The organism is Pseudomonas sp. HMSC066A08, assembly GCF_001813025.1.
Classification (GTDB): domain Bacteria; phylum Pseudomonadota; class Gammaproteobacteria; order Pseudomonadales; family Pseudomonadaceae; genus Pseudomonas; species Pseudomonas aeruginosa.
In genome coordinates this window covers 132,153-151,746 of record NZ_KV811323.1, presented here as the reverse complement: position 1 = coordinate 151,746, position 19,594 = coordinate 132,153, and the positions used below count along the sequence as shown (strand labels likewise).

Sequence of the window (19,594 nt, the reverse complement as noted above, 5' to 3'; positions counted from 1 at the left end):
GAGCCCAGGGATGAACATTCGGCAGAGAATCCTCGCTTCGGGCGCCATCGGCATCGTGGCTGTGGTGCTGCTCGGCGGGGTCGGCTTCTGGGGGCAATTGCGGTTGGGCAAGGCGCTGTCGGAGAACGAGCTGAGCGTCAATGCGCTGCGCAACCACATGGAAGGCGACATGATGCACGATGCCTTGCGCGCCGACGTCCTGGCGGCGTTCGTGGTCCAGCCCGGCGACGGCGCGGCGGCCGAGCAGGTCCGCCAGGACCTGCAGGAGCACAGCCAGTGGTTTCGCAAGGTGGTCGAGCAGAACCAGGGGCTGCCTCTCAACGACGCCATCCACCAGGCGCTGGTCGAGTTGCGGCCCGACCTGGAAGCCTACATCGGCGCCGCCGAGAGCATCGTCGGCAAGGCGTTGCTCGATCCCGTGGCGGCGCGGGCCGAGCTGCCGCAGTTCGTCCAGGCCTTCAAGGAGCTGGAAGGGCGCAACGAAGCGCTCAGCAGCCTGATCGAGAAACACGTCGAGCAGACCAACCGGGCGCGCGAAGACAGCATGCGCTATTCCGCCTGGATGCTCGCGGGGGGCATCCTGGTCGCCTGCCTGGTCCTCGGGCAGCTTTGTCGCCAGTTACAGGGTGCCGTCCTCAAGCCTCTGCGCAAGCTGGTCGCCTCGGCCCGGGTGATCGCGCAGGGCAATCTGCAGGAGCCGATCGGCGTCGACAGCAATGACGAGGCTGGCCAGTTGCAGCGGGCGTTGGGCGAGATGCAGGAGAACCTGCGGCAGATGATCACCATCATCCGCCAGGAAAGCGAAGAACTCCACGACACCTCCCAATCCATCGGCCAGACTTCGCAGTCGATCGTCCACGGCGCCAGCCAACAGGCCGACAGCGCCACCAGCATGGCTGCGAGCATGGAAGAAATGATCACCAACATCTCGCAGATTTCCGACCACGCCGACAACGCCAGGGTGATCTCGGCCAAGTCCGAGGAGCTGGCCAGCAGCGGCGGGCAGGTGATTCTCAACGTGGTGGAAGGGATGAGCCGCATCGCCGACGTGGTCAACCAGTCCTCCACCAGCATCACCGCTCTCGGCCAGTCGTCGGACGAGATCCATTCGATCATCCAGGTGATCAAGGGGATCGCCGAGCAGACCAACCTGCTGGCGTTGAATGCCGCCATCGAGGCGGCGCGGGCCGGAGAAGCCGGGCGCGGTTTCGCCGTGGTCGCCGACGAGGTGCGCGGGCTGGCGGCGCGGACCACCCAGTCGACCCAGGAAATCACCGCGATGATCGAGCGCATCCGCGCCAGCACGGGGCAGGCGATCAACAGCATGGAGGCCGGCGTGAGCCGGGTCAACGAGGGGGTGTCGTTCGCTCGCCAGGCCGGGGTGTCGATCAACGAGATCCTCGATGGAACCCGTCATGCCGCGTCGGTGGTCGATGAGATTTCCCAGACCATCCGCGAGCAGTCGCGCGCCAGCGATGAAATCGCCCAGCGCGTGGAGCTCATCGCCCAGCGTTCGCAGCAGAACACCCAGGCGATGCACGAGATGGCCGCCACCGCCAGGCGCCTGAACGAGGTTGCGGCGACCATGCGCTCGTCGGTAGAGCGCTTCAAGATCTGACGGGAGCCGCCTAGGTCGCCGACTCCGGGAGGCGCACGAACAGCGTGTAGCGTGCGCCTTCGATCGCTTCGAAGGCGATCAGCTTCTCGATCAGCGCCAGGTTCAGGACCTTGCCCGCGTTGAGCAGCAGCATGCCGTTGTTGGCGGTGAGGTTGCGCGCCAGCACCATGCCCGGAACCAGGTCGCGGGTGCCATGGGCGCGGACTTGCGGATCGGCCAGGGTGACATCGGCAAGGGTCGTCGCGCAGACCTGGATGAACGGCTCGATCAGCTCGGGATCGTACAGCCGGCCGGCGTACTTGCGGATGTACATCAGCGCTTCGTCGCGATTCATGCGCCGTTCGAGGATCAGCCCGCGCTGCAGCTCGACGAAATCCACCGCCAGCTTCAAGAGGCGCGAACCCAGGGGAATGGCCTCGCCCTTGAGGTGGTCCGGATAGCCGCTGCCGTCCCAGTGCTCCTGGTGATGGCGAATCAGGCGGGCGGCGTCCTGCATCGGTTCCAGCGACATCAGCAGCGACTCGCTGAGTTCCGGGTAGCCGCGGAAACGATCGCGGTCGTGGTGATAGAGCAGGTCCGAGGGCGAGCTGAGCAGGGTGTCGTTCCAGCTCAGCTTGCCGATATTGTAGAGCGCCGCGGCCATCGCCAGGTCGCGACCATCCGATTCGTCGACGAGGCCGCCGGCACAGCAGGCGCGGACCAGTTCGATGATTTGCTGGTTGGTCTGCTTGTCCTTGGGCAGGCGCTGGTTGACCAGCAGCGAGAAGACTTCGGTGCCGACCACGTAGCTGCGCTTTAGCTCCTCATAGGCGAGGTCGAGCATGTCGGCGGTCTGCTGCAGCTCGGCGGTGCGCGCCTGAACGCGCTTTTCCAGCGTGGCGTTGAGTTGCTGGAGGCGGTCGTTCTGCTCCTGGGTAAGTCGCTCCAGGCGCCGCCGCTCGCGCTCGGAATGCAGGTATTCGAGCGACTGGCGCAGGGTCAGCAGCAACTCGTCGTCGTTCCACGGCTTGCTCAGGTAATGGTGGATGCGCCCTTCATTGATGGCCTTGGCGATGGTCGGCAGGTCGGCATGGCCGGTGAGCAGGATGCGAATGGTTTCCGGGGAGCGGCGATGGATTTCCGCGAGCAGGGCGGCGCCGTCCATGTTCGGCATGCGGGCGTCGGACACCACCAGGTCCACGGCCCGGCTTTCCAGCAGTTGCAGGGCCTGTTCGCCGCTTTCCGCCAGCAACAGGTCGTAGGGTTGGTTGCGTAGCAGACGGCGCAGGCTGCTGAGGATCAGCGGCTCGTCGTCGACCAGCAGCACGCTGAAGCGGATCTCCGTCTCGTTGGAAGGAGGTGCGCTATCGTTCATGAGTGTCTGTCCACCGGGTGAGTTTTGCCTGAATGCTTCAGGCAAGCATAGTCCGAGTCTGGCCTGGACGAGGGGCATGCACGCGGCGGCTGGGCGAGCGGAGGTGCGGATCATGGAGACGTTACCCATCAGGAACCGGCGCTTGCTGGTGATCGATGAGCGGCAGGCAGATCGAGACCGTGTATGCGGGTTGTTGCAGGGAACCCTAGGGGCCGAATCGCCTCCCGTGGCGCCTGAGCGGAGCTACCAGGTGGATACGGCGGGAAGCGCCGAGGAGGCATTGGAACGGATACGCTCGGCCCTCCAGGCCGATGCGCCGTATGCCGTGGTCTTCTTCGGGAGGCCGTCGGTAGGCGAGGATATTCCCGTTCTCGAGCGGTTCTGGCGTCTCGACTCCCGCTTGCAGGTCGTGGTGCATGCGCCTCCCGCCGATTTTCCGCTATTGGCGCCGTGGGCCGCGGAAGAGCGCCTGCTGCTCCTCGGCCTGCCTTTGCAGGGACAGGAGGTCCGCCAGATGGCCGGCAACCTCAGCGCCAAGTGGAACGTGACGGCTCACCTCCAGTTGCAGATGAGCCGGATGGAGGCTGCCATTCAGGAGATCACCCGGGAAGTCGGCCAGGCCAAGGAGGCGCTGGAGAAAGAGATCGGCGAGCGCAAGGAATTGGAAAGCCAACTGGTGCAGACGGAGAAGCTTGCCTCGATCGGCCACCTGGCCGCCGGCGTCGCCCATGAGATCAATAACCCCATCAGCTACGTTTCCTCCAACTACACCACCCTGGAGGAGCACGTCAGGCGTTTGCTGGAGGTACTTGAAGCCTATGAAGAGGCTCGCCCCGCGATCCGCGACGAGGCGCTGGCAAGACGCCTGGAGCAGCTCGGCGAGCGGGTCGAACTGGCCTTCGTCAAGGAGGATGTCGCCGTGTTGCTGCGCGAATCCAGGGAAGGAATAGGGCGGGTGCGCAAGATCGTCCAGGATCTGAAGAACTTCTCCCGCGTCGACGCCGAGGACGACTGGCAGTGGACCGATCTGCACCAGGGGATCGAGTCGACCCTCAATATCGTCGCCAGCGAACTGAAGTACCGGGCCGACGTGGTCCGCGAATACGGCGATCTGCCCGAGGTGAAGTGCCTGCCCTCGCAGATCAACCAGGTGGTGATGAACCTGGTGATGAACGCGGCCCAGGCGATGGGGCCGGAGCGGGGGCGCATCGTGATTCGTACGGGGCATACCGTGGAGCATGCCTGGATCGAGGTGGAAGACTCGGGGCAGGGCATCTCTCCCGAGATCCTGCCGCGCATCTTCGATCCGTTCTTCACCACCAAGCCGGTAGGCAAGGGGACCGGACTGGGATTGTCGCTCTCCTACGGCATCGTCCAGAAGCATGGCGGCACCATCGAGGTACGCAGCCAGCCGGGAGTCGGCAGCGCGTTCCGCATCGTGCTTCCGCTGGAGTCGCCCGGGAATTCGGGCGGAGCCCGCGGAAATTAACTGTTGCGCCGGCTAGGGTAACGTAAGACAATGATTTATCTACCGTTTGGGGTGGGTCTCGGGTTGGGATGCCGGTTTGGTTCCCGTTGCCGGCTCACTTGAAGCGAGATCCTGCCCGGATGGCGAAATCGGTAGACGCAAGGGACTTAAAATCCCTCGGGGGTAACCCCGTGCCGGTTCGACCCCGGCTCCGGGCACCATCGTGTTTCCTGGCGTTCAGCCGATTTCTGCGTTCCTTCCCCGATTTTCTTCTGGCCCGCAATCTCGCGGCAGTCAACGAGTCGACGTTGCCTTCTTTTCCTCCTCGGCCTTGGAGGCGTTTCATTCTACTGCGGCTCCGTATAGGGTTCGCCCTGTCTGGCGAGTGGGAGTGTTTGTGCCGTTTAAAGTAGTTGACTTGAAAGTTTGATTTTTCGTTATCTTGTTTTCCTGCTTTTTAATTTCCTTTCCGAATATATTCAATTCACTGGCGGAATTATTCTATTTTCTCCTGTATGAATTGATAGGCGGTACTTTCTGGTGGCTGTGCTTTGCTGACAGCGAAGGATCGCGAATCAGGGTTTTTCGCCTCTTTCGTCTATGAACAGGAATTCATATCGGAGATTCATCATGGCTTGGAAAGGTGAGGTTCTGGCTAATAACGAAGCAGGGCAGGTAACATCGATTATCTATAATCCCGGCGATGTAATTACCATCGTCGCCGCCGGTTGGGCCAGTTATGGACCTACCCAGAAATGGGGGCCGCAGGGCGATCGGGAGCATCCGGACCAAGGGCTGATCTGCCACGATGCGTTTTGTGGCGCACTGGTCATGAAGATTGGCAATAGCGGAACTATTCCGGTCAATACCGGGTTGTTCCGTTGGGTGGCACCCAATAATGTCCAGGGTGCAATTACCCTTGTCTACAACGATGTGCCCGGAACCTATGGCAACAACTCCGGATCGTTCAGTGTCAGTATTGGAAAGGATCAGTCCTGATCACCTGTGTCCGAAAAAAGAGCCCTAAAGGGCTCTTTTTTAAAATCTCGATAAAGTGACGTTTGCCCGCCTGGTCCGTTATAAACAGACAGGCAGAGAGTTTCGCAGTTGCGATTATCAATGGTGATGGTATCGATCCCGTGGGACTTTCGCGGTCCCGGGAAATCGTGCGAGGGGGACGGGAACTGCTTTAACGCCCTTCGGTCTGAACGGGAATATCGATTCCTCACCCGATTCAGAATTCCCTCCACATAACAGACAGTACCGAAGCCGATGCCCCGCCGACTTTCCCTGGTTGTATTTCCCGTTCTCTTCTCCATTGCCGCTGGTGCCGCGGAAGAACTCAAGGACATGGCAGGTTCGACCATCGTCGCTGCCGGAAGGCTCGAAGCCGTCGAATGCCCTGGCGCAGGCCTGTACGATTGTTCGGGATGGCCCGCCAACCTGTACCGTTTCGAGGGGCAGGATGTGTGCCTCAGCATCGAGCTTGGCTGCGATTACAGTTGCGATGGCATTCTCAGCGAGAAGGGCAGTACGCAATCGATCCTGGTTTCCGGTTCCTATCGCGATCACATCCGCAAGGTGGAAGGTGCGCAGGTCTCCTGCCCGCGCTAGAGACGCCGTCGGACTGCCGGCCGCACACCCTGGGCGTTGGAGCGCCGCGAGGTGTAGCGGAAGGCGTTCCGCGCTGAGGGAAGCGAGCGGCTCGGGATATGCTAGGGTGTCCGTTTGCAGGGAGAACGCAGGGCATGGAACACCCATACAAGACGCCGTCCGCAGACCTCGCCGATGGGAAGCCTGCTGCGGGAGGCTTCCTTTCCGGCGGACAGCCGCTGTGGAAAGCATTCTGGTTGTTCTTCGCCGCGGGTTTCGTACTGCTCAGTATCGCTGCCAGACAGGCGATGGTGACCATTGTCGATCCGCTGATGCAGGAAGCTCCCGGCGAACATGCGGTGGCCCTGACCTTGTGGGGAATGGTCGGTGTCGAGCTGGTAAGGCTGGCCTACCTGTGCCTCAGCCTCGTCGTGGTCTGGCGCTGCGGGCGCAATTCCCGCTGGGTGGTTGCGCGCCATGCCAGCAGGGCGGTGCCGTTGGCACTGATACTCCTGACCCTTTACTCGATCTATCTGGTCTGGGCCTTGCTCGCCAGTCCCTGAGCGACGCGCTGAGGCTGGCGAGCATGCTCGTACAGCCCATTCCACGTGCCTGCGTCGGCTAGCGCCGCAGCCAGTCCTCCAATTGCTCCGGCAGCATCGGCTGGGCGATGAGATAGCCCTGGCCCTCGTGGCAGCCCCAGGCCTGCAACAGGTGGAAGGTGTCGTGGGTCTCGATGCCTTCCGCGACCACCCGATAACCCAACTGGCTGGCCAGGCCGATCACCGCCAGGGTGACGCTCTGCGCCTTCGGCGAGCCGGCGAGGTCGCGGGTGAACGATTGGTCGAGCTTGATGGCGGTGATCGGCAGATCGCGCAGGTAGGTCCAGTTGCTGTAGCCGGTGCCGAAGTCGTCCACCGCGATGCCCATGCCAAGCTCCCGGGCACGCAGCAGCACCGAGCCGACCGCCGAGGCGTCGCGGATGAGTACGCTTTCGGTGAATTCCAGCTCGAGGGCGGAAAGGTCGATGTCGTAGGTTTTGGCGAGTCCGACGGCCTCTTCCAGGAAACTGCTGTCTTCCATGTCCGATGCCGAGACGTTGATCGCCAGCCTGAGCGGGATGTTCCGTGCGTTCCATTGCGCCAGCTGGGCCATGGCATGGCGCAGCACCCAGTCGCTGAGGGGGCGCATCAGTGCGGTTTTCTCCGCCAGGGGCACGAACTCGGCGGGGCTGACGAAGCCGAGTTGCGGGTGCCGCCAGCGCAGCAGCGCTTCCACGCCCGTGCACCTGCCTGTCGGCAGGTCGATTTTCGGCTGATACACCAGATGGAAGCCTTCTTCGGTTCCGATCGCCTGGGATAGCGAGGTCAGCAATGTGAAGGCACGCTGCTGGGCCTGGTCCAGCGGAGGGTTGTAGCGGGCCCAGCCGACACCGCGATCGCGGGCGTCGTCGGCCGCGCTGACCACCAGGCGCAGCCAGTCCTGGTCGCCGTCGAGGGGATCGTCGGCAAGCGGTAGTACGCCGAGGCCCACGTTGGCCTTGATCGGGATCCCGCGACATACGACAGGGCTTTCGAAGGCCCGCAGCAGGCGGAGGCAGACCGACTCGGTTTCTTCCTGTTGCTGCCGTGGCAGGAGCAGTCCGAAGCGCGTCGGGCTGATCTTGTAGAGGGTGAAATCCGGCAGTTCCGCGCGGATGCGGTCGCGCGCCTCGAGCATGAGGTCGTTGGAAAAGGGATAGCCCAGCGTACGGATGATGGTATTCAGCAGTGCGAGGGGCAGGAGGTCGGCGGCGATGACGGTGAGGGCGCCGTCGCGCTGCAGGCGCAGGGAAACGTCCTCCTGCAGGCGGAGACGGTTGTACAGGCCGGTTGGCTCGTCGATGTAGTTGGTCGAGCGCAGCGTATGGATACGGGCCATCACCAGCCGGGCGAAATGCTCGAGCATGGCGATGTCCCGCTCGGCCAGCGGCCCGCGTGGTTCCCGGTCGATGACGCAGAGGCTGCCGAGGTTGAGGCCCTCCGCGGTGGCCAGCGGAGCACCGGCGTAGAAGCGGATGCGCGGTTCGCCTTGCACATAGGGATTGTCCCGGAAGCGCGGGTCGAGGGTGGCGTCGGCCACCTCGAAGACTCCCTTGCCCAGGATCGCGTAGGCGCAGAACGAATCCCGTCGCGGCGTCTGCCGGATATCGAGGCCGATGCTCGCGCGGAACCACTGGCGCTGGTGGTCGAGGATGGAAATGAGCGCGATGGGCGTCTGGAAGTAAGACGTAGCGGCGGCGAGGATTTCCTCGAATACCTCGTCCGCACCTTCTTCCAGCAATCCGAGCTGGTCGACGTAGGTTTGCCTGGAATGCTCGTTCGCGGGATTGGGTGGGGTTGCCATGCTGGACTCCTGGGCTACTGCGATGTCGTGCATCGGCAATCAATGATGTCATTGTGCCTTTATTTCGTGGGGCGCGGGCTCTTTTCCCAGATTGCAGCGATGAAAGGGCATGGTGGTTGATCGCGGTCATGCCGGTACGGTCTTCGACGTTGATGCCAGCTCTGCGAAATCGATTACTTGGTAATCGGACTATTCCTATATCGACCGGTACCATCGCTCGCTAAAACGGTCGCACATGCTTCCACCGAGAAAAGACATGTCCGACACGCTCTCCTTCGCCTCGCGTCTCTGCAAGTTCGTCATCCTTCTCGTCGTCCTGCTGATCGGCGGCGCCAGCCTCGTCCTGTGGTGGTTGGGGCGGCCTTACCAGGACGCCATGTCCGCACTCGTCCCGTTGCTCATGCCGATGCTGGTGCTGGTGCTGGCGTTCGATACGTTCCGGGCGCTCGCCCGGTCTAGGCGCTAGACACGAGGCGTCAGCGAGGCAGCGCTGTATTCCCGTCGTTTTCCCCTGCCAGTTCTGGTAGGCGGCGGGTCTTCGCAGGCAAATGCCTGAGCAGGGTGAAGTTTCCGGATTTCCCCTGTTTCCGTGGCGAATCCGTGCTTGCCTAATCCCCCGGTTCATCTAGATATACCCATGGCTTCCTCAGGGTGAAGGAGAAGTCATGCAACGAATCGTCATCGTCGGTGGAGGGGTGGGCGGCACCATGCTCGCCAACCAGCTGGTGGTCCGGCTCTATCCGGAGATACTCGGCGGCGAGGTGCAGGTACTGCTGATTTCCGACTCGCCGGATCATTACTACAAGCCCGCCTTCATGTACGTGGCCTTCGAGCAGTTCTTCCTCGAGGATCTGAAGCGACCGCAACGATCGCTGCTGCGGCCGGAAGTGGCGTTCCAGGTCGACCGGGTCGAGCGTTTCGATTTTGCTCGCCAGGAACTGCAAACCCGCAGCGGCAGGCGCCATGGCTACGACTACCTGGTGATCGCCACGGGTTGCGTGCCGGCTCCGGAACGCATCGAGGGGCTGAAAGAGGCTGGCGACCATTTCTACCAGTACCAGCCGGCCCGTCGGTTGGCCGAGCGGCTGGCGAGCCTGGAGTCGGGGCGGGTATTCATCACGGTGAGCTTCCCGAGGACGCCGAATGTGCCCCACCAGTGCGGGATCGCGCCTGTGGAGACGACCCTGATGCTCGACGACTACCTGCGCCGCCGGGGCGTCCGCGAACGTGTCGAGATCGTCTACACCTATCCCACCACGGCCCAGTTGCTGCGCAATTGCCTGTTCCTGCAACGACCGACCTGCGAAATCCTGCCGAGCCTGTTCGAGCAGCGCGGCATCCGTTTCCAGCGCGGTTTCACCCTGACCAGGGTCGACCCGGACCGGCGCATCGCCTATTCGGAGGAGGGCGACGAACAGCCGTTCGACCTGCTCATGGCGACACCGCCGATCCACGCCGTGGATGCGGTCAGGGAGTGCGGCCTGTCCCAGGCCGCCGCCGACGAAGGCTGGTTGCCGACGAACCATGAAACCTTGCAGGTGTACGGCGTCGACCGGGTGTATACCCTGGGCGATACCGTCGACCTGCCGGTGAGCAAGGCGGGCGGGGCTTGTCACAACCAGGCGCCGGTAGTCGCCAGCAACATCGCTGCCGAGGTTCGTCTCGGCAAGCCCTGCGCGATCTACGATGGGAGAGTCCAGGCTGTCGCGCAGATGGGCCTGAACGCTGGAATGCCGCTCTGGTACGACTATCGGCACGATGTACAGCCGACCCCGCCGACCAAGCTTGGCGGGTTGTTGCGCCAGGGTTTCAATCGCGGCCTGTACTGGGCCGTAGCCCGTGGAATGCTTTGACCCCGCACGGGGAGGAGCCGACATGGATAGCCATCAGCAGCCATGCGCGTCGCAGGCGCAGGCCGATACCACTCTGTTTCCCGAGCAGACCCGCGAGAGTCTCCAGGCCCTGGCTGTCAAGTTGCAGCCGCTGATCGAGGGACACCGCCTGGACAACCTGGTGGATCTGCTGTCACTGCTTTCGGATATCGTCGATCTGCTGGACCCGGCCATGGTGGACAAGCTGGCGCTGCTCTTCGAGCAGGTCACCAGCGTCGGTTGGTCGGTCGGCAACGCGGTACGCGTGGCCAGGGCGGAGCTGCTCCTAGAGCAGTCGCCAAGCCTGAAAGACCTGCTGCGGTTGCTGCGCGACGCCGATACCCGGCGCGGCCTGGTTCTTGTGCTGGGTAGCTTGCGCAGCCTGGGGCGTCAGCTCGCCGCGGAGCAGGAGGTTGCCCATGGTGCGTGACCTTCTCCGCGATCGTGCGGATCTCGAGGGGCGTTGGAACCCTTCCGCCTACATGCAGTTCGCCCGGTTGCGCCAGCGGCCGGTGGTCGAGTTGCTCGACCACATCGAACTGTGCTGTCCGGAGCGGATCTACGATCTTGGCTGCGGAACCGGCATCGCCACCGAACTGCTTGCCCGCCGCTGGCCGTTGGCCGAACTGCATGGCGTGGACAGCTCCGTGGAGATGCTCGAGGAGGCCGCTCGCTTGCCGATCAAGGCCAGTTGGGAACGCGCCAACTTGCGCCACTGGTGCGCTGAGCGCCCTGCCAGCCTGCTGTTCGCAGCGGCGGTACTGCACTTTCTCGACGATCACGGCAAGCTGCTGCCGCGCCTGCTGCGGCAACTGGCTCCGGGGGGCTGCCTGGCGGCGCACATGCCGAACTGGCGCGATGCTTCCTGGTACCGCCTGATGCTCGATGCGCTGGACAGTGCGGGCCCCGGCGGCGCCCCGCTGGGCAGTCCCGCGTTGCGCTACCTGCTGCAACAACGCAATGTGCTGTCGCTGGACAACTACTACCGGCTACTGGCACCGCTGACGGCGGAGCTGGACATCTGGGAGACCGAGTACCTGCAAGTGGTGGACGGCAACGATCCGATCTTCGACTGGATCAAGGTTTCCGCCTTGCGTCCGGTGCTCGGCGAACTGGACGAGGAGGCGCGCCGGCGCTTCCTCGACCGTTACCTGGAGCTGCTGCACCGTCACTATCCTCGGGAGCTGGATGGACGAACGCTGTTCCCGTTCCGCCGAGTATTCATCGTCGCCAGTCTCGGCCGCTGAACGGGCGTTTCAGTGACCGGAGGGAATGTCCACGGCGCCCGGCTTGTCGTGGGCGCCGAAGTGATCGACCAGGGCCGTGCTGGCGGCGTTCAGGCCCAGCACGTCGACCTCTATGCCGCGCTGGCGAAAGCCCAGGACTACCTTGTCCAGTGCCGCGACGGCGGTGACGTCCCACAGGTGGGCGTGGCGCAGGTCGATGAGCACATGCTCCAGCGTCTCTTTCAGGTCGAAGGCGGCGACGAACCTGCCGGACGATGCGAAGAACACCTGTCCGCTTACCTGGTAGTGGCGACGGTTGCCGTCGGCGGAGCGTTCGCTCTCGACAGCGAGGTAGTGCCCGATCTTGTTGGCGAAGAACAGCGAGGCCAGGAGGACGCCGGAGACCACGCCGAAGGCCAGGTTGTGGGTGGCGAGGACCACGCCGACCGTCACCAGCATGACCAGGTTGGTCGATAGCGGGTAGCGCTTCAGGTTGCGGACCGACTCCCAGCGGAAGGTGCCGATGGACACCATGATCATCACCGCCACCAGGGCCGCCATGGGCGGCGGGAGTAGGGCAGGACGATCAGCAGGGTATCGAGGTTCAGCGGCACGTTCGGCCAGAGGAACAGCGGCAGGCTGTCGGGCAACTGGCCCATGTCGCCGATGGTGCGGATGTCCAGGCCCAGGTAGATGGATACGCCGGTGAGGACCAGGATGCATACCAGCGGAGAGGGCCGTGGCAGGTGTGGGAAGCCGTAGACGATAGCCAGGCCCGCGGCGGTCATCGCGTAGACCGGCCAGCCGATGTAGCATCGGGATACCCAGGGCCGCGGGATGGCATTGGAAAAAACAAGGGATGATGACAGGCGTTCAGGCGAACGAATGCTGGCCACGGTCGTTCGGACCGTGACCGGAAGGGGCAGGCATGGCTATGGCGGAGTGGGCAGCCAGGTCATCGGGGAGTAGCGGGTAGCCGCTTGCAGGGAGCGGCAATAGCCGATTCGACCAAGCCTGCAGCTCGGGCTTTCCCTGGGTTGCGTCGCGATCGACGGCATGGAACCAAACAAGCGAAACGGTTCTAAGCTATCGAGGGATCGTCCTCGCATGGAGAGAACATCATCATGTTCAACACTCGTTCTGTGCTCGCGCTGGTCGTGAGCCTGTCCCTGATCGGCGGTACGCCTGCCGTCCTGGCTGACCCGGGCAATGGCAAGGGCAACCCGCACGGTAACCAGGTGGACGGCGGAAAGGGTAACAAGGGCAACAAAGGCAACCAGGGTGGCCACGACAACCATGGCGGCCCCGGCAACAAGGGCGGCGGCGCCGGCCAGAAGGGCAACGGCGGCGGCAACTGGGACTCGGGGCCGCGTATCGACGTCGGCGGGGTACGGGTGATCCTCGGCGACAACCGCGGCTACTGGAACCCGGGGCCGGCCCTGCCGCCCGGCATCCAGAAGAACCTGGCGCGCGGCAAGCCGCTGCCGCCCGGCATCGCCAAGAAACTCGACGGCCGCCTGCTAGGCCGCCTGCCGCACTACGACGGCTACGAGTGGATGCAGGCCGGCACCGACCTGCTGCTGGTGGCGGTGGCGACCGGGCTGATCTACGAGGTGCTGGACAACGTCCTCGACTGATCGAACCCTGGCTGTGCAGGGCGGATAGCGCCACAGCGCTATCCGCCATGACCTCCCGTTGGAGTGGCGGATAACCGTGTTGCGGCTGTCCGCCTTACCTCGTGGAAGCCGTTTACTTACCCCAGGTCAGGCCCGCAGGCGTTGCAGGGCATCGCCCAGTTGCGCGGAGAGGCCGTGGAGGTCGCGGCTGGCGGCTTCGGTCTGCTCCACCTGTTCCTGGTTGCTGGAGGCGATCGAGGCGATTTCCGTGAGGTTGCGGGAGATGTCCTCGGCCACGGCGGTCTGTTCCTCGGCGGCGGTAGCGATCTGGCGGTTCATGTCGCGGATCGATTCGACCGCGGCGGTGATCTGGCGCAGCATGGCGCCGGCGTTGGCAACCTGCTCGGCACCGGCCTCGCTACGCGACTGCCCGCTTTCGATGGCGCGCGCGGCATTCACCGCGCCGTTCTGCACGGTATCGATGATCTGGTGGATCTCGGCGATGGACTCGGCGGTGCGCTGCGCCAAGGTGCGGACCTCGTCGGCGACCACCGCGAAGCCACGGCCGGCATCGCCGGCGCGGGCGGCTTCGATGGCCGCGTTGAGGGCGAGCAGGTTGGTCTGCTCGGCGATGCCGCGGATCACGTCGAGGACCTTGCCGATCCTGCCGCTATCGCTTTCCAATCGGCGGATGACCTCCACCGTATGGTCGATTTCCTTGCGCATCTCGCCGATGCTGCGAATCGTTTCTTCCATCACGTCTTCGCCGCGCTGGGCGGAGTCGTCCGCCTCGTCGGCGGCCCTGGCCGCGTCGCCGGCGTAGCGCGCCACTTCCTGGGCGGTGGCGGACATTTCCTGCATCGCCGTGGCCACCTGGTCGGTGCGGCTGAACTGCTCGCGGGTACCGGCCGCCATCAGACTGGCGATCGCGTTCAGCGAGCCGCTGGCGCTGTCCAGGTCGCGGGTACTGCGCCGCAGCCGGTCGAAGATGTCCACCAGGAAGTCACGCAGGGTGTTGGCGGCCAGGGCCAGCTTGCCGAGTTCGTCCTTGCGCCGGATCTCGATGCGCTCGCCGAAGTCGCCATGGCTGAGCTGGGCGATGTGCTCGATCAGGCGTTGCACCGGACGGACCAGGTTGCGATTGACCAGCCACAGGCTGAGCAGGGCGACGGCCAGGCTGGCGCCGATCAGCACCAGGCTGCCGAGCAGCATGGTGCGCCGGGCCTCCGCGCTGATGGCGGAGGAGCGGAGATCACTGGCCTGGTGCAGTTCGTCGCGCAGGGCCTGCATCTGCGCGGTGGTGGCGCGGTCGATGCCGGTCACCGCCTGGTCGCCGGCGATGGGGTCGGCGCCCGCCTCGAGGAACCGTTGCCTGCCTTGTCGGTAAGCCGTACCGAGTCGCCGGTGTTCTTCGCGCAGGCGCTCGACACGATCCTTCAACTCGCCTTCGGCCACGCTGCCCAGGCGCCCGAGGATGTCCTGCACCGCTCGCTCCTGGGCTTCGAACTGGCTCCAGTATTTCGTCTGGGCCTCTGTCTGGCGTCCGCGCAGCAGGACGTTCTTCCATTCCTGGACCTGGCCGCGGAACTGCAGGTTGGCCTCGTCGATCAGTTGCGCCGCCCGCACGGGGCCGCCGAGCAGCTCGCGGTAGGCGCGTACGTCGCCGGTCAGCGAGCCGAAGCAGGCCAGGGCTATGAGTAGCAGCGCCGCCAGGCTGCCGCCGAGCAGGACAAGGATTTGCGCACGTAGGGATTGTTGCAGCATGGAACGCCTCGATGGATTGCCAGGTTGGACCGGCACGCAGGCTGCGACGAGGCAGCCGAGGACGTCCCTGTGGCCCGGCGAGGCGGGCATGGCGCGTGTTCCGGCTCGCAGAGTATCGACAGCGGATCTGACAACTTGAGGACGACGCAGGGGCCGGGCCAGAGCCGACGAAGGGAAATAGCTGGCATGGATGTTCTGCGGGGCTTGGGTTAGTCTCTGTGACGAATGTCACATTGTGCCAGTCGAAGGATCTGACTCATGGATGTCCCTCCCACCGTTCAGGATGAACAGGCCGTTTCCCGCCAGTTGCACTCGTTGAGTGTGCGCAATCTCGCTCACCTGGCCGCTGCCCTGACCCAGCTCGGCTTCGAGTTGTCGCGCAGCTCCGACCCTGGCACCCGCCAGGCGGCCAATGCCTTCATCGGCCAGTTGGCCAATATCAACCAGGACATCGATCGACAGATCGAGCTGCTCAGCGCGCTGGACGCCGACAACGTGGGGTTTCGCCTGCTGGACGAGGTGCACTACCCGGATGCGCCCGAGTGAGTCGACGCCAGGAGCACGCAAAGAGTGGAGGGGGGCGGGCCGAGAGCGGCAGTCTCCCGGCGTGGCGCTGATCAGTCTTCCTGGCGCAGGTCGCTGAGCATCTGCTCCCAGTACTGGTTGGCCTTGCGGTTGAGATCGAAGGCGGCTTGACGCAACTGGTCGTACTCGGCGCCGCTGTAGCCGCTTTCGCGCAGCTTCTGGCGAGCGGCGTCGGCTTCTTCGCGCAGACGGTTGTAGGTCGCCTGGTCGTCCGCCCAGGTCCTGCCTGTGCGCCGGGTGTACTTGTCCTGGGGTTCAGCCATGGGTTCTCCTTGCGGGCCGGATGGGACTTGGAAAAACGCTGCGCTGAACAGACTTTTTCCAATGGCAAAAATTCAAAAAAACTGACGGATTACGCGACTTCGCTATTGGTACCGATGTCCCATACCTGTACGCCAGCCGATGAAATTTGTGCGTTCCTCGCCAAGTCGGCTAGCTTGTTCAGGCTTGCGCCTTGGCGCTCGCCGTCTCTCCGGTAAGCTGGGAACGTTGTCGCCATGGGCTCGGAGACTGCGCGGACGGCGCCATGGCGACAGGTCCGACCTTTCCCTCCGATGGGTTTTGCGAGTAAGGAAATGCTATGAGAAGCAGGGCGTCCGGCTTGGCGCTGGTAGTAGTGGCGGGGCTTGTGGCGGGTTGCGCCAGCAGTGGCTATCAGCCCGAGGTCGACTGGCCGGCCGGCTGGCAGGTGATCACCGAGAGCATCCCGCCCGAGGCCAGCGACGTGGAACAACTGGGCTCCCGGCAACTGGCGACCAAGCTCGGGCCGGGAGGCGAGAAGGAAGCCAGCATCGAGTTGCTCAGCCTGAAGATGATGGAAGAGGAGTCGGTGGAGATCGACGGCCAGTTCCAGAGCGTCTTCGATGTCGTCCAGTCGGGCTATCGCAAGGCCGGGCTGGGCTCGCGCTGCACCACACCGATCCGCTCGAACCTCGGCGGCCTGGCATCGCTGGAGACCCACTGCCGGATCAGCCAGGGCAACGAGGTGCTGTTGACCCAGATAGTGGCGATGGCCCTGGGACAGCGCGCGATGTACTCCCTGGTATATACCGCCAGTCCAGCCAACAGCGTGGTCTACCGGCAGAGCTACCTGCGCACCCGGGCCAGCCTGGTCCTGCGCTGAAGGGCTAGCCGGCCGACGCCTGGACGCGGCCGGCGTCGCTCAGGCTTCCTCGGGCGGCGCCTCGACGCTGAGATAGCGATGGGCGCCGCAACGCCGGCAACGTTGGCGCAGCATCAGGTCGGGGCCTACCGTGACCAGGCTACCCTCGTCCCAGCGGCAACCTCGCAAGAAACAACGCAAGCGCATGACTCCTCCCTGCGGGGCGGCTCGCCCCGTCCACGAAACAGGCAGTGGTGGTGTGGTTCACTCCGGCTTGTTCTTGTCTGGAGGTGGGAAAAGCCTGCGGCGAAGCGTCTAGAATGGGCAACCTAAATTCGCCGGTTCATTCCGCGGCGGGATTCATCACCCAACTGGCGGCGGTGACCTGCGGTGCCAGGCACAGCTCGCCGACCATCTGTTCCACCAGCGAATCCTCCTTGTGCAGGGTGAACACCACGGCGTTCACTTCCACGTTGCCGCTGCCTTTCAGCGCGTGGCTTTCCAGGCTCTGCAGGTTCAGGCGGTTGTCGCCCATGCGTTGCAGCAACTGCATGCGTACCAGCGCTTCGTTGCGCGCCTCGCAGGACACGCTGATCTGGTAGAAGCGCTCCTGCTCGGCTTCGCCCGAGGTGTGGCGGTCCACCACCCGGCCGAGAGCGGGCAGGAACAGGTTGGCGATGACGATCAGCGCGGTCGTCATGCAGGCCGCCAGGATGAAACCGCTGCCGGCCAGTACGCCGATCGCGCCGGTGCTCCAGATACTCGCCGCAGTGCTCAGGCCGCGTACGCTGAGGCCGTCGCGCATGATCACGCCGGCGCCGAGAAAACCGATGCCGCTGACTACCTGGGCCGCCATGCGGGTCACGCTGACCTCGTTGTCGAGCAACAGCGGCAGGATCGAGAAGCTGGCCGCGCCGAGTGCGACCATCGCGTGGGTGGCCATGCCGGAAGAGCGTTGTCGCCATTGCCGCTCGAGACCGACCAGCGCACCGAGGCCGAGGGCCGTCACCAGGCCGATGGCGATTTCCGGGGTCATGCTGTGCTCCTTTGAAAAACCGCCCATTGTACGCCGTTCCGTTGGGCCGCGCCGGGGCCGGCGGCCCTGGGCGGACAAGCCCCTTGCGTTTACCTTTACGTTAACGTAAACATGCTCTTCGACTTCACCGACACCGCTCGCCGGTGTCCGTCGTAGCGCCCTGGCGGCGCAGGACGACGGTTCAGCGACATTCCCAGAACAACCACAACAAGGGAAAGCCATGAATCAGCCGAGCTATACCTCGGGTCGCCAGGATGTCGCCTTGCTGGCGACCACCGTCGGCGACGCCTTCGATGCCACCGTCGCGCGTCATGCCGAGCGCGAGGCGCTGGTGGTGCGGCATCAACGCCTGCGCTACAGCTGGCGGCAACTGGCGGAGCGGGTCGATACCTACGCCCGCGCCTTCATCGCCCTGGGCCTGCGCCCCGGCGAGCGCCTGGGGATCTGGGCGCCGAACTGCGCCGAATGGTGCATTACCCAGTTCGCCAGCGCCAAGGTCGGTGCGGTCCTGGTGAACATCAACCCGGCATACCGCAGCAGCGAGCTGGAATACGCTCTCAAGCAGTCCGGTTGCAGTTGGCTGATTTGCGCCGACGCCTTCAAGACCAGCGACTACCACGCGATGCTCGGCGACCTGCTGCCGGAGTTGGCGCGGGCGCGTCCGGGCGAACTGGCCAGCGAGCGCCTGCCGGAGCTGCGTGGCGTGATCAGCCTGGCCGAGCGGGCGCCGGCGGGCTTCCTGCACTGGCAGGGCCTGCCGGGGCTGGCCGCCGCGGTGGACGCCGAGGAACTGCGCCAGCGCCAGGCCTCGCTACAGTTCGACGAGCCGATCAACATCCAGTACACCTCCGGTACCACCGGCTTCCCCAAGGGCGCCACCCTCAGCCACTACAACATCCTCAACAACGGCTACATGGTCGGCGAAAGCCTCGGACTCGGCGCGGAAGACCGCCTGGTGATCCCGGTGCCGCTGTACCACTGCTTCGGCATGGTGATGGGCAACCTCGGCTGCGTCACCCACGGCTCGACCATGATCTACCCGGCGCCCAGCTTCGACGCCGAGGCGACCCTGCTGGCCGTGGCGGAAGAGCGCGCCACCGCGCTGTACGGGGTACCGACCATGTTCATCGCCGAGCTGGATCATCCGCGCCGTCGCGAATTCGACCTTTTCAGCCTGCGCACCGGAATCATGGCCGGCGCCACCTGCCCGATCGAGGTGATGCGGCGGGTCATTGGCGACATGCACATGGCCGAGGTGCAGATCGCCTACGGCATGACCGAGACCAGTCCGGTGTCGCTGCAGACCGGTCCGGACGATGGCCTGGAGCTGCGCGTGACCACTGTCGGACGCACCCAGCCGAGGCTGGAGAGCAAGATCGTCGATCAGACGGGCAGGCTGGTGCCGCGCGGCGAGATCGGCGAGCTGTGCACCCGCGGCTACAGCGTGATGCTCGGCTACTGGAACGACCCCCAGGCCACCGCCGAGGCCATCGACCCGGCGCGCTGGATGCACACCGGCGACCTGGCGGTGATGGACGACAACGGCTACGTGCGGATCGTCGGGCGCAGCAAGGACATGATCATCCGCGGCGGCGAGAACATCTATCCGCGCGAGCTGGAGGAGTTCTTCTTCACTCACCCGGCGGTGGCCGACGTGCAGGTGATCGGCATCCCCGACGAACGCTATGGCGAGGAAATCGTCGCCTGGATCAAGCTGCATCCGGGCCACCACGCCGATGACGAACAGTTGCGGGCGTTCTGCAAGGCGCGTATCGCTCACTTCAAGATCCCGCGCCACTTCAGGTTCGTCGACGAGTTCCCGATGACCGTTACCGGCAAGATCCAGAAGTTCCGCATGCGCGAGGTCAGCATCGAAGAGATTCGCCTACTCGCGCTGCGCGAGGGTCGCGGTTGAGAGGATGGAGCCGCGCCCCGCTCCTGCGCTAAGGTGGCGGGCGGCGCGCAGCGAGGCGAGA

The 19,594-nt window shown here is 64.4% G+C and carries 19 protein-coding genes, 1 tRNA gene and 1 pseudogene; 14 read left to right on the top strand and 7 right to left on the bottom strand.

What is annotated here, in order from left to right; translation table 11 throughout:
• The first annotated feature begins 10 nt into the window (after positions 1–10).
• A complete protein-coding gene (locus HMPREF2886_RS20290) occupies positions 11–1,618 on the top strand; it encodes a methyl-accepting chemotaxis protein (RefSeq protein ID WP_033978127.1) in 1,608 nt (535 codons plus the stop codon).
• A 10-nt stretch (positions 1,619–1,628) separates the two neighbouring features.
• Here the strand turns inward: HMPREF2886_RS20290 and HMPREF2886_RS20285 are convergent, their stop codons facing one another.
• On the bottom strand, positions 1,629–2,972 hold the full coding sequence (locus HMPREF2886_RS20285; protein ID WP_057388695.1) for a response regulator c-di-GMP phosphodiesterase, NosR family: 1,344 nt from the start codon (positions 2,970–2,972) through the stop codon (positions 1,629–1,631).
• Between the two features lie 76 nt (positions 2,973–3,048).
• Here HMPREF2886_RS20285 and HMPREF2886_RS20280 point away from each other — a divergent pair, with 76 nt between their 5' ends.
• The 5 genes from HMPREF2886_RS20280 (at position 3,049) to HMPREF2886_RS20260 (ending at position 6,596) form a co-directional block, all read left to right on the top strand.
• Entirely contained in the window at positions 3,049–4,461 is a 1,413-nt protein-coding gene (locus tag HMPREF2886_RS20280) for an ATP-binding protein (RefSeq protein ID WP_070748187.1), read from the top strand.
• Between the two features lie 113 nt (positions 4,462–4,574).
• Positions 4,575–4,661: transfer RNA gene (locus HMPREF2886_RS20275), tRNA-Leu, on the top strand.
• 409 nt (positions 4,662–5,070) lie between these two features.
• The gene (lecA, locus tag HMPREF2886_RS20270; RefSeq protein ID WP_033978136.1) at positions 5,071–5,439 is read left to right on the top strand and encodes a PA-I galactophilic lectin; all 369 of its coding nucleotides are present in this window, start codon (positions 5,071–5,073) and stop codon (positions 5,437–5,439) included.
• 273 nt (positions 5,440–5,712) lie between these two features.
• Positions 5,713–6,054 (top strand): hypothetical protein, encoded by a 342-nt coding sequence (locus HMPREF2886_RS20265; RefSeq protein ID WP_033978137.1) that lies wholly within the window; start codon positions 5,713–5,715, stop codon positions 6,052–6,054.
• Between the two features lie 134 nt (positions 6,055–6,188).
• Positions 6,189–6,596, top strand: coding sequence for a hypothetical protein (locus HMPREF2886_RS20260; RefSeq protein WP_033978139.1), 408 nt, complete (start codon positions 6,189–6,191; stop codon positions 6,594–6,596).
• 58 nt (positions 6,597–6,654) lie between these two features.
• On the opposite strand, the gene HMPREF2886_RS20255 is transcribed toward HMPREF2886_RS20260, so the two are convergent.
• Positions 6,655–8,418: a cyclic di-GMP phosphodiesterase gene (locus tag HMPREF2886_RS20255; protein ID WP_039027412.1), complete on the bottom strand. Its 1,764-nt coding sequence runs from the start codon at positions 8,416–8,418 to the stop codon at positions 6,655–6,657.
• Between the two features lie 256 nt (positions 8,419–8,674).
• On the opposite strand from HMPREF2886_RS20255, the gene HMPREF2886_RS20250 reads away from it, so the two are divergent.
• From HMPREF2886_RS20250 to HMPREF2886_RS20235, 4 genes are all read left to right on the top strand, one after another.
• Positions 8,675–8,884 carry a hypothetical protein gene (locus HMPREF2886_RS20250; protein ID WP_039027411.1) on the top strand — a complete coding sequence of 70 codons (210 nt, stop codon included), beginning with the start codon at positions 8,675–8,677 and terminating at the stop codon, positions 8,882–8,884.
• A 199-nt stretch (positions 8,885–9,083) separates the two neighbouring features.
• Positions 9,084–10,271: an NAD(P)/FAD-dependent oxidoreductase gene (locus tag HMPREF2886_RS20245; protein ID WP_033978145.1), complete on the top strand. Its 1,188-nt coding sequence runs from the start codon at positions 9,084–9,086 to the stop codon at positions 10,269–10,271.
• Between the two features lie 22 nt (positions 10,272–10,293).
• Positions 10,294–10,719, top strand: a complete 426-nt coding sequence (locus tag HMPREF2886_RS20240) for a DUF1641 domain-containing protein (RefSeq protein ID WP_043548182.1) — start codon at positions 10,294–10,296, stop codon at positions 10,717–10,719.
• A complete protein-coding gene (locus HMPREF2886_RS20235) occupies positions 10,709–11,536 on the top strand; it encodes a class I SAM-dependent methyltransferase (RefSeq protein WP_033978147.1) in 828 nt (275 codons plus the stop codon). The genes HMPREF2886_RS20240 and HMPREF2886_RS20235 overlap by 11 nt, the downstream gene beginning before the upstream one ends.
• Positions 11,537–11,545: 9 nt before the next feature.
• Here HMPREF2886_RS20235 and HMPREF2886_RS20230 read toward each other — a convergent pair.
• Positions 11,546–12,324, bottom strand: a pseudogene (locus tag HMPREF2886_RS20230) (SulP family inorganic anion transporter); the annotation flags it as partial.
• 315 nt (positions 12,325–12,639) lie between these two features.
• Between HMPREF2886_RS20230 and HMPREF2886_RS20220 the strand changes: the two are divergent.
• Positions 12,640–13,152: an anti-virulence regulator CigR family protein gene (locus HMPREF2886_RS20220; RefSeq protein ID WP_033978148.1), complete on the top strand. Its 513-nt coding sequence runs from the start codon at positions 12,640–12,642 to the stop codon at positions 13,150–13,152.
• A 126-nt stretch (positions 13,153–13,278) separates the two neighbouring features.
• Here HMPREF2886_RS20220 and ctpH read toward each other — a convergent pair whose 3' ends face one another.
• Positions 13,279–14,985, bottom strand: coding sequence for a methyl-accepting chemotaxis protein CtpH (gene ctpH / locus HMPREF2886_RS20215; protein WP_073648902.1), 1,707 nt, complete (start codon positions 14,983–14,985; stop codon positions 13,279–13,281).
• A gap of 168 nt (positions 14,986–15,153) precedes the next feature.
• Here ctpH and HMPREF2886_RS20210 point away from each other — a divergent pair, with 168 nt between their 5' ends.
• Entirely contained in the window at positions 15,154–15,441 is a 288-nt protein-coding gene (locus tag HMPREF2886_RS20210; RefSeq protein WP_033978151.1) for a type 4 pili assembly inhibitor PlzR, read from the top strand.
• A 71-nt stretch (positions 15,442–15,512) separates the two neighbouring features.
• Here the strand turns inward: HMPREF2886_RS20210 and srfA are convergent, their stop codons facing one another.
• Positions 15,513–15,743 (bottom strand): stress response facilitator SrfA, encoded by a 231-nt coding sequence (srfA, locus tag HMPREF2886_RS20205; protein ID WP_003090022.1) that lies wholly within the window; start codon positions 15,741–15,743, stop codon positions 15,513–15,515.
• 317 nt (positions 15,744–16,060) lie between these two features.
• Here srfA and HMPREF2886_RS20200 point away from each other — a divergent pair, with 317 nt between their 5' ends.
• Positions 16,061–16,603: a DUF4946 domain-containing protein gene (locus HMPREF2886_RS20200; RefSeq protein ID WP_023106557.1), complete on the top strand. Its 543-nt coding sequence runs from the start codon at positions 16,061–16,063 to the stop codon at positions 16,601–16,603.
• Between the two features lie 39 nt (positions 16,604–16,642).
• On the opposite strand, the gene HMPREF2886_RS34625 is transcribed toward HMPREF2886_RS20200, so the two are convergent.
• Positions 16,643–16,789: a PSPA7_2676 family Cys-rich small protein gene (locus HMPREF2886_RS34625; protein WP_003090016.1), complete on the bottom strand. Its 147-nt coding sequence runs from the start codon at positions 16,787–16,789 to the stop codon at positions 16,643–16,645.
• Positions 16,790–16,925: 136 nt separating this feature from the next.
• Positions 16,926–17,618, bottom strand: a complete 693-nt coding sequence (locus tag HMPREF2886_RS20195; protein ID WP_003102512.1) for an MgtC/SapB family protein — start codon at positions 17,616–17,618, stop codon at positions 16,926–16,928.
• 220 nt (positions 17,619–17,838) lie between these two features.
• Between HMPREF2886_RS20195 and HMPREF2886_RS20190 the strand changes: the two genes are divergently transcribed.
• The gene (locus tag HMPREF2886_RS20190; RefSeq protein WP_070748184.1) at positions 17,839–19,533 is read left to right on the top strand and encodes an AMP-binding protein; all 1,695 of its coding nucleotides are present in this window, start codon (positions 17,839–17,841) and stop codon (positions 19,531–19,533) included.
• Positions 19,534–19,594 lie beyond the last annotated feature (61 nt).

Bases quoted from the DNA above. Each gene is read 5' to 3' on its own strand.
- HMPREF2886_RS20290 (WP_033978127.1), top strand. From the start codon at position 11: ATGAACATTCGGCAGAGAATCCTCGCTTCGGGCGCCATCGGCATCGTG.
- HMPREF2886_RS20285 (WP_057388695.1), bottom strand. From the start codon at position 2,972: ATGAACGATAGCGCACCTCCTTCCAACGAGACGGAGATCCGCTTCAGC.
- HMPREF2886_RS20280 (WP_070748187.1), top strand. From the start codon at position 3,049: ATGCACGCGGCGGCTGGGCGAGCGGAGGTGCGGATCATGGAGACGTTA.
- lecA (WP_033978136.1), top strand. From the start codon at position 5,071: ATGGCTTGGAAAGGTGAGGTTCTGGCTAATAACGAAGCAGGGCAGGTA.
- HMPREF2886_RS20265 (WP_033978137.1), top strand. From the start codon at position 5,713: ATGCCCCGCCGACTTTCCCTGGTTGTATTTCCCGTTCTCTTCTCCATT.
- HMPREF2886_RS20260 (WP_033978139.1), top strand. From the start codon at position 6,189: ATGGAACACCCATACAAGACGCCGTCCGCAGACCTCGCCGATGGGAAG.
- HMPREF2886_RS20255 (WP_039027412.1), bottom strand. From the start codon at position 8,418: ATGGCAACCCCACCCAATCCCGCGAACGAGCATTCCAGGCAAACCTAC.
- HMPREF2886_RS20250 (WP_039027411.1), top strand. From the start codon at position 8,675: ATGTCCGACACGCTCTCCTTCGCCTCGCGTCTCTGCAAGTTCGTCATC.
- HMPREF2886_RS20245 (WP_033978145.1), top strand. From the start codon at position 9,084: ATGCAACGAATCGTCATCGTCGGTGGAGGGGTGGGCGGCACCATGCTC.
- HMPREF2886_RS20240 (WP_043548182.1), top strand. From the start codon at position 10,294: ATGGATAGCCATCAGCAGCCATGCGCGTCGCAGGCGCAGGCCGATACC.
- HMPREF2886_RS20235 (WP_033978147.1), top strand. From the start codon at position 10,709: ATGGTGCGTGACCTTCTCCGCGATCGTGCGGATCTCGAGGGGCGTTGG.
- HMPREF2886_RS20220 (WP_033978148.1), top strand. From the start codon at position 12,640: ATGTTCAACACTCGTTCTGTGCTCGCGCTGGTCGTGAGCCTGTCCCTG.
- ctpH (WP_073648902.1), bottom strand. From the start codon at position 14,985: ATGCCCGCCTCGCCGGGCCACAGGGACGTCCTCGGCTGCCTCGTCGCA.
- HMPREF2886_RS20210 (WP_033978151.1), top strand. From the start codon at position 15,154: ATGGATGTCCCTCCCACCGTTCAGGATGAACAGGCCGTTTCCCGCCAG.
- srfA (WP_003090022.1), bottom strand. From the start codon at position 15,743: ATGGCTGAACCCCAGGACAAGTACACCCGGCGCACAGGCAGGACCTGG.
- HMPREF2886_RS20200 (WP_023106557.1), top strand. From the start codon at position 16,061: ATGAGAAGCAGGGCGTCCGGCTTGGCGCTGGTAGTAGTGGCGGGGCTT.
- HMPREF2886_RS34625 (WP_003090016.1), bottom strand. From the start codon at position 16,789: ATGCGCTTGCGTTGTTTCTTGCGAGGTTGCCGCTGGGACGAGGGTAGC.
- HMPREF2886_RS20195 (WP_003102512.1), bottom strand. From the start codon at position 17,618: ATGACCCCGGAAATCGCCATCGGCCTGGTGACGGCCCTCGGCCTCGGT.
- HMPREF2886_RS20190 (WP_070748184.1), top strand. From the start codon at position 17,839: ATGAATCAGCCGAGCTATACCTCGGGTCGCCAGGATGTCGCCTTGCTG.